Origin of the sequence: Hadarchaeum sp. (SeqCode) (assembly GCF_038871235.1) — an archaeon.
Lineage (GTDB): Archaea > Hadarchaeota > Hadarchaeia > Hadarchaeales > Hadarchaeaceae > Hadarchaeum.
The window spans coordinates 47,320-54,851 of record NZ_JAVZIN010000011.1; the positions used below are offsets into that span (position 1 = coordinate 47,320).

At 56.8% G+C, this 7,532-nt stretch carries 7 protein-coding genes; 2 read left to right on the plus strand and 5 right to left on the minus strand.

What is annotated here, in order from left to right; translation table 11 throughout:
• Positions 1 to 208: 208 nt before the first annotated feature.
• Both QXT02_RS06000 and QXT02_RS06005 read right to left on the minus strand, forming a co-directional pair.
• Positions 209 to 1,222 (minus strand): dimethylarginine dimethylaminohydrolase family protein, encoded by a 1,014-nt coding sequence (locus tag QXT02_RS06000; RefSeq protein ID WP_342812540.1) that lies wholly within the window; start codon positions 1,220 to 1,222, stop codon positions 209 to 211.
• 301 nt (positions 1,223 to 1,523) lie between these two features.
• Positions 1,524 to 2,807, minus strand: coding sequence for a serpin family protein (locus QXT02_RS06005; RefSeq protein WP_342812528.1), 1,284 nt, complete (start codon positions 2,805 to 2,807; stop codon positions 1,524 to 1,526).
• Between the two features lie 273 nt (positions 2,808 to 3,080).
• Here QXT02_RS06005 and QXT02_RS06010 point away from each other — a divergent pair, with 273 nt between their 5' ends.
• Both QXT02_RS06010 and QXT02_RS06015 read left to right on the plus strand, forming a co-directional pair.
• Positions 3,081 to 3,584 carry a hypothetical protein gene (locus QXT02_RS06010; protein WP_342812529.1) on the plus strand — a complete coding sequence of 168 codons (504 nt, stop codon included), beginning with the start codon at positions 3,081 to 3,083 and terminating at the stop codon, positions 3,582 to 3,584.
• Between the two features lie 24 nt (positions 3,585 to 3,608).
• Complete coding sequence (locus tag QXT02_RS06015) at positions 3,609 to 4,433, plus strand: hypothetical protein (protein ID WP_342812530.1); 825 nt, start codon at positions 3,609 to 3,611, stop codon at positions 4,431 to 4,433.
• A gap of 55 nt (positions 4,434 to 4,488) precedes the next feature.
• On the opposite strand, the gene QXT02_RS06020 is transcribed toward QXT02_RS06015, so the two are convergent.
• From QXT02_RS06020 to QXT02_RS06030, 3 genes are all read right to left on the minus strand, one after another.
• Positions 4,489 to 5,082 carry a hypothetical protein gene (locus QXT02_RS06020; RefSeq protein WP_342812531.1) on the minus strand — a complete coding sequence of 198 codons (594 nt, stop codon included), beginning with the start codon at positions 5,080 to 5,082 and terminating at the stop codon, positions 4,489 to 4,491.
• On the minus strand, positions 5,075 to 5,866 hold the full coding sequence (locus QXT02_RS06025; RefSeq protein WP_342812532.1) for a hypothetical protein: 792 nt from the start codon (positions 5,864 to 5,866) through the stop codon (positions 5,075 to 5,077). The genes QXT02_RS06020 and QXT02_RS06025 overlap by 8 nt, the downstream gene beginning before the upstream one ends.
• The coding region (locus QXT02_RS06030; RefSeq protein WP_342812533.1) for a hypothetical protein at positions 5,867 to 7,532 on the minus strand (1,666 nt) is incomplete at its 5' end.

Below are 7,532 nucleotides of genomic sequence, written 5' to 3' on the forward strand. Positions count from 1 at the left end.
TAACTGCGTATAGAAAGAGGCAATCAGGGCAAGATTTAGGTATTTATTGGCGAAAAGGAGCTATTTAAAGGTAGATTTTGTTGTTCCAAAGATTTAAAAGGCTGGGATTGGCTAAATCGGTGTCCAAGCTATCTTAGATGGCATATTTTTGAGGTCAAAAGTGGGAAAATGATAAAAAAGTTAAAAATTAACCATCCAAACTTATAACCTAAAGTTTCGGCCCCGGATCCCGTATCAGCGGCGCCGTGGCACAGTGAGGCCCACCGCCCGCCTTGATGAACTCGCCCATGTCCACGGCGATGACGTCCACGCCTTCCTTCTCCAGCCTCCTCCGGGTAAACTCAAACCCATCCAGCATCATCACCTTGCCCGGCTCCAGCGCCAGGGTGTTACAGGCATAGTCCTTCCCCTCCTCGGGCGGGACCTCGATCAGGTTAATCTCCTTCTCCCTCAGATACTCCAGAAAGTCGTAGGGAACGCCGGGCGGGTAGATCAGCGCCAGCCCGTCGTCAACATAACCGAAGACGCAGTCCAGGTGGGCGAAACCACCCGCGGGCCAGTCGGTGTTCTCCAGCCACCCCGGAATGGACACAACCTTGATCTCCTCAACCCCCACCGACTCCAGCACCCTCGAGACCTGGTCTATCCCCTCCTGGTTCGTCCTGATGCTCTTCCCGATGCATACGTGTGCTGGATCGAGCCAGACCACGTTGCCGCCCTCGAACGTCCCCTTCCCCCGAACCGTGTACAGGATGGGGCAGCCCAGCTCCATGACTCTCTTCGCAAACCAGACCTCGCCACCCCGGTCCCAGGGCAGCGACATGCGGTGAACGATGGCGCCCCCTTTGACCACGAAGCCAAAGTCCCTGGTCCCCCAGAGCCCCTGCAGCACCGCGTAGGGTCCCCTGGCCATGGGCGGAGCCTTCATGTCGTAGACCTTCACCCCCTCCTTCTTCATGACCTCGACAAACCGGTCGTGCTGCTCTGCCGCCTTCTTCGCGTCCGGCGCCGACTTCATGCCGAACCACCTCCAGTCCTCCTTCAGCGGCGCGATCTCGGGACCGGGACGCTGCACCAGAACCTCCCGGAGTCTTCCGATCTCGCTCTGGGCACCCCACCTCTTGCCCCAGATGTGCTTCAGCTCGTCATCAAAACTCAGAGGAATCGGCACCGCGGGTTTCTTCTTGTCAATCTTTCTCAACGCCTCCTTGACCTTGTCCACCTCCAACCACCACGTTAAGTTTAGAAACGCCTTAATTAAACAGTTTAGTGTGCCCAATTTGTGGCATTAAAATAACGCGTCAACTTTATTTATTTTCAAGATAATTTAATTTGGAAAAATGGAGGGAGGTGGAGAAATGGCCAAGAAAAAGAAGGCGGCCAAGAAGAAAGCTAAGCCCGCCGAGGAAAAGCCCGCCGAAGCGCCGAGCTGTGGAGGCTGATCCGCCGCTCTGTTTTTAACTTCTCTCCCTCGAAATTCTCCATTTTATTGTAATTCTGAACCACCTGTTTCCCTAAAACTGCTAACCGCTGGGATCGAGCACGCGTCCCATGAAGAGAACCGCTCCTGTGCTGGTGTCGTGTATCAGGAAGATGAAGGGGCGATCCATGGAGACGGTGATCGGTGGAGGCAAAACTGCGGTGAGTTCCATGATTACCGCGGTCGCTGCCGCGGCCTCGGTGCCCTTCTCGTCGACGGAAATGAAGGCCTTGTGCAGCACCTTGCTGATCTTCAGCCTGTCCTGAGCCATCCCGGTAAAGTCGGCCTGATCGCTGAAGGCCGTTGCCATCCCCATCCCGGCCAAGGTTTCCGTGAGGTCCAGCGGGAACTCAAAGCGGAACTTCGGCATCTTCACGATCACATTCTGGCTCTCCAAGCTCGCCACGATTTCCCTCAATCGCCCGGCCGTCAGTGTGCCCTCAAACTCCTCGAAACTCTCCGGCAGGATGACCAGCATCGCCGCGGTGGTGTCCCGGTAGGGCAGCTCGACGGCCCGGTAGCCCTCTCCCTCTGTGTAGCGGATACGCTCACCCTTAGGCCAGGACATCGTAGGCACGGTGATCTGAGAACCGTCCAGAAGCGTGAAGACACCGTCCGCTGTCAGATTCTCCGAAAACTGATGCTCCCAGACCGCGTTGAAGTAGATGGCGTTGGTCAGCACCAGCCTGGTCAGCGCGTCGATGGCCCCGGGCGGAATCAGGTCCTTTATCTTTCCCTTTGTCTGCTCGCTCACCCAGTCGTTTATCCTGACCCGGGCCGACTCGGGGTTCTCCCGGAAGTTCAGCCCGCGCAGGCCGGCCCCGTAGTTCAGGGCCAAGACATCGAGGAACTCTTGCCTGAACTCAAAGCCGATCTGCCCCCAGATCGAGTTCGCGATGTTGAGCCTGAAGTTCTCGCTGTTCTGGGCCATGAGGGCGAGGTCCAGCGCGTTGAAGGCGGGATGCAGCCTTTCCTGAGGCAGGGTGAAGTGGAGCACCTCGGCCATCTCCTGAGCGGTGGAACCGCGGGCACCGGCATAGGTCATCGCCAGCGCCAGCGAGATGCTGTAGGGGGAGAAGAAGAGGTTGCCCTCGGAGCCGCGAACCACCCTGTAAAGATCCAAGGCAAAACTCGAATTGCCGTCAACCAGCTCCGCCTGATCAACAGGTGATACGCTGGGGCTAGTATTGCGGGAAAGGCTGGAATGGTAGAACTCCTCACCGGAGGCTGCATGGGTTCCCCAGAATACTGCGCCCAGCGTGGCCAGAACCACAACGACAACAATCACCAGCGCCAGAATGCGAAGGGCCGAGTATCCGAGCCTCACGTTAAACCCGGATAAACCTCAGCTCTCTCGGCTTATTAATTAAGTTTCATTTAAGCAACTTGGCGCTTCGACTTGTCAAGAGCCTCAGAGATCTTCAGAGGTGTAATAGGCGAATTCTTGGTTAAGTACAGCCAAAGATTAGAATAAACATGATTTGAGGATAAAAAATAGAAGGATGTTTTTGAAGAAGGGAAGTTACAAGCTGACAAAAGCGTTTATAGAGGAAAAAGAAAAGAAAAAATGAGACTGGTGTGGATAAATAGGGTGTGAGTGTTGGGTATCCGAGATAATTTAGAAGCGGGGCGGGAATGGTGGGCATCCGAGTTTAAGAGAATTTTTCCCACCTGCCCCATCTGCGGTTCTGACTCGGGTTACGATGTCACCCGCAAGTTCCTGACTTATTACGCTAAATGTAGGTCGTGCGAGGCGGTTTGGCAGCCAATTGTTGAGGGCCCAGTCTGGAAGACGGAACACAGATATCTCCTCGTGGAACCTGACAAAGAAATGCGGGCCAGTTCTCTGGTCAAAAAAGGGGACAGATGGCATAAGGGTTATAAAGCCGAATTCTGGAAATCGCTGAACTTGGGCCCGAGAGAGCCAAAGCCCACGGCACCACCCTTACCACCATTAACGGACTTGGAGGAGGAAGTTTTTGATTACATCGATAAACATGGCGGAGAAATCTCCATCCCGCAGGCGAGCGAGGACCTGGGCCTGAGCGAGGCAAGGTTGAAGGCGACAATCGATAAACTTAAGGAGAAGAAATATATCGAATAGTTTAGGAAAGGGAGTAGAAAAAAGATGGCATTTCTCCCGAAAAAGAGGCCGCGCAAGCCCCCTGAGGAGAAACTTAAGGTAAGAGTTGTTTATCGTCCCCCGAAGGGTCCAGTAGAGTTCGGAAAACCCAAGACAAAGCCAGAGATGCCGCAGGCCCAGCCGGCTGAAAAGGTGCCGAAGGAAACTTTCAAAGTGACCACTGAAGCGAAAAGAGCTATTGTCGAGCACATGGAAACTCCAGTTAAAAAAGGAGTATGGAAAACGCTCCCCACCGCACAGAAAATCCTGACAGTGGTTATACCGGCGGCCATTATCGTCCCCATCTTCGTTTTTGTGATCTATCCTTCTATTGTTCCTTTACTCACTCCGGCGCGTGATTTGACTGGGACATGGAGAGATTCAATTTCGGGACGAGGTTTAATATATTGGGCTGGACATACAAGCCCTGGAGCATTTGTCTCCGATAACCCCGAGGACCCAACTGTAGACTTAGCAATATATTGCACTGTTGAGTGGAAAGTGACGCAATCTGGCGATACTATCGCTGGGCCTATGACAATCAAGGTGGTAAAGATAGGAGGGACAAACCCACTTTGGGCAGCTTTACAAGGGATAGCAGTGGGAAATACATATGTGAACTATGTGACCGGAATTGTTGAGGGCACCAAAATCACACTTACGGAATCACCGGAGGGATACTCGGGTATATGGCCGGCGGGGTCTGGTACATTTACGTCTGATATGATGACAATCACGAAGTCTGTACCTGCGGAAGCGTACGAGGATAGCGGAGTAGTCACTTTTGTACCATCTGTTCGTAATAAACTGAGCCTCAAACGGGTCTGGTAATCTTCAGAAAAAAGCTTGTATGGCTCGGCGACATATGATGATCTAAGATAAAATTTTAACTTCTCGTCCCTGTTTCCAGCTCTCCCTCTTCAGCCCTGACCTCCTCGGCCTTCTCCTTCCCCAACAGCAGCCCCAGCAGCTGCCTCTGGTCCACCTCGGCCATCGCCCGCCAGCCCAGGTAGAGCAGCCCCTGCTCGTCCTCAGAGAGGTAACCCCGCCTGATGAAGCGGTCAATCGTCGCCTCCACCCGCCAGCGGGGGAACTTCTCCTGGAGGATGCGCTCGACCTCCTTCAGCGGCGCCTTGCCCCCTCTGGAGAGGATGTGAGCCAAGGCCACGGTGAGCATCGCCATGTCGTCCACCCGCCAGCCGAAGGTGCGCGCGTCCGAGAGCCTAGGATGTCCGCGCAGGGTGATGAAGTAGCGGTCCGACTCCGAGTTCTCCTCACCCTCGCTGACCCGCTTCACCGTCAGCCCCAGCTTCTCCAGCTCGGCGTCCAGCAGCTTCAGTATCTGCTCATAGTCCCGCCCCAGCGCCCGCCTCAGCTCCCAGGCCTTGGCCCCGGGCTGCATGTGGTGCCTGAAGAAGAGCAGCTGGGCCGCCCGCGCCAGCTTCTCCCTGAGCTCAGCCACATCCGGTGCCTCAGGCACGCTTCTTCCTCCTCTTCAGCCAATCCTCGCGGCTGATGGCGATGGGCACGGAAAAGGTGGCCACATTCTCCAGCACCTGCGGCTTCGGCAGCGGCTTCAGGTTGATCTCATCCTCGAGCGGGTCGATGTCCAGCGTGGCATAGCCGTAGCTCACCAGGAAGCTGACCAGCCAGGCCCGGAAGACCGTCTCCTCAAAGCTCTTTCCCTGAATGAACTTCCAGTAGGAGATGAACTCCTTGTTCCCGACCGCCTCCCTCAGCTCCCTCCAGGTCCGGTCGAGCAGGGCGGTGAGGTCCTCGTCGCTGAGTATTCCCATCTTGGCCAGCTCCCGGCGCGCGATCTCCCCAGTCATGACCTCGGTGACCTCCAGCTCCTTGAACCGCTCGTCAAGGCCGGGCAGGTTGCGCCAGTAGTCAAGGCCCTCCCTGACCGCGGGCAGGGAGAGGCTTTCGAGGTCGATGATCGGGTGCCAGGAGCGGACGAGCACCTCGGCCAGGTCTTGCGGCTGCAGCGCGTAGAGCTTGAGCGTGATCAGCAGCGGGTCGAGGTAGAGTAGGGAGGACTTGTGCTTGATCCACTCGCCCTGCTGGAAGATGACGTCGGCCAGCCCGAGCACCGCCTGAACATCGAGGTAGAGCTCCTCGTTGGTCTTCAGCTTGGGCAGCAGCTCTCTGAGTCGGTCGAAGAACTCCCGGACCTCGACATCGAAGGGGTCCAGCCCGCTCTTCCGCACCGAGTCGCAGAGCTCCACGATGCGCTGCAGCAGCTCCTGTCGCTCCTTCATCTAGGCGGCCACCTTGACGCTGGACAGGCCAGCTATGTTCTGAACCGTGATCACGTTCGGGACCCCCTCCACGTTCACCAGCCTGCCGGGGGTGATGACGATGTACTGCGCCTCCTCATCCTTCATCGAATTGAGGATCTCGGTCATCATCTGCTCGCGGTTCTTCGGGTCCATGTGCATCTCGAACTCGTCAATCGCCCGGATCGGTGACTTTATCCTCTGCTGAAGAGACAGCAGGAAGCACATGATCGCTGTGGTGCGCTCGCCGCCGCTCTGGGTGTGCGGGTCCAGCACCTGCGGCTCGGCGCCCCTGAAGCCGACCAGCAGCTGCAGCCCCGCCTCATCGATATCATCAGGATTCTCCAGCCTGACGTCACCGGTGGCGTTGACCCGCTTCAGGATCTCCATGTACCTCACCCTGACCTCGCGCAGCAGCTTGTTGATCTCGCTCTTCCACTTCTGCCGGCGCAGGTCAAGCTCCTCAAGGGCCCGCTTTCGGTTGGCCGCGGCGATCTCCGCCTTTGCCTGCAGCTCCTTGAGGGTGTTCTGGTAGCTCAGGTACATCCGCTCCACATCGGGCGAGACATCGGCGAGGCTGGCCAGCTGGATGTTGGTTGCCTTCAGCTCGTCCATGACCTCCTGTGGTTTCCTCTTGGTCTCGACCCTAGGCCCAATCTTGTTGGCCTCGGCCTCAACCTCCTCAAGCTCCCGCCTCGCCTTCCTCAGCTCCGCCTGAACCTCAGAGATATCCTTCTCCAGCAGCTCCCGCTTGAGGCCGAGAACCGCCTCTCTGACCCTGGCGTTGATGTAGGACTCCTTCGTCCGCTCGCTCTCCTGCTTGGCCTCGACCAGCTTCGACCGGGTTTCCTTCACCCTTTCCACGGCTTCCTGCGCCGCCCTTTGGGCCCGCTTCAGGTCAGACTCAAAACCAGCCAGAACTTCCTTGAAATCCATCCTGATCTTCTGAAATGTTTTTCCTAGGCTCTCCAGAATCTTGCCCCGCGCCTCGGCCTCGGCGTGGGCCCTCTCCTGCTCGATGAGCTTCTGATAGGTTGCATCTATCTCGAAGTCGATCTCCTTCAGCCTCTTTTCCAGAGCCTGCTCGTCCCGATTGCTCTTGGCCAGGTCCTCCTTAACCTCCTTCAGTTCAGCCTCCAGCTCGCCCAGCCTCTGCTCAAGGTTACTCACCGACTCCATCTGTCGGAAGAACTTCGACCAGGCCAGCTCGATTTCAAGCTCGAGCTTCTTGGACCCCAGCTCCTGTTTCCTCCTGAAGCGCTGGTACTCTCCCTCCCAGTAGCGCAGCGTCTCCTGGGCCTTCTCCAGCAGGCTCTTGATCGCCTCCTCCTCGCTGAGGCTGTGGGAAAGCTTTTCCCGGGCCTCCAAGATCATGTCCCGGTATTCCTTCAGCCCGACGACCTCCTCCACCACCTTCAGCCTCTCCTTGGCGTCTATGGCCCCGAAGACGTCGATCATGCTCTGGTGCATGATGATGAGCATGTTGTCCGGGTTTATCGACAGCCGACGCAGCAGGTGCATGACCTCACCCTTGGTCGAGGCCCGGGAGTTGATCTCGTGCCAGTAGTTGCCATCACGGCTCAGGTAGCGGGAGAGGACGATGGTGTCGGAATTTATGCTCGCGATCGGCCGCTTCCCCTCCCTCACC

Excerpts from the sequence above, each read along its gene's own strand:
- QXT02_RS06025 (WP_342812532.1), bottom strand. The coding sequence starts at position 5,866 with ATGAAGGAGCGACAGGAGCTGCTGCAGCGCATCGTGGAGCTCTGCGAC.
- QXT02_RS06015 (WP_342812530.1), top strand. The coding sequence starts at position 3,609 with ATGGCATTTCTCCCGAAAAAGAGGCCGCGCAAGCCCCCTGAGGAGAAA.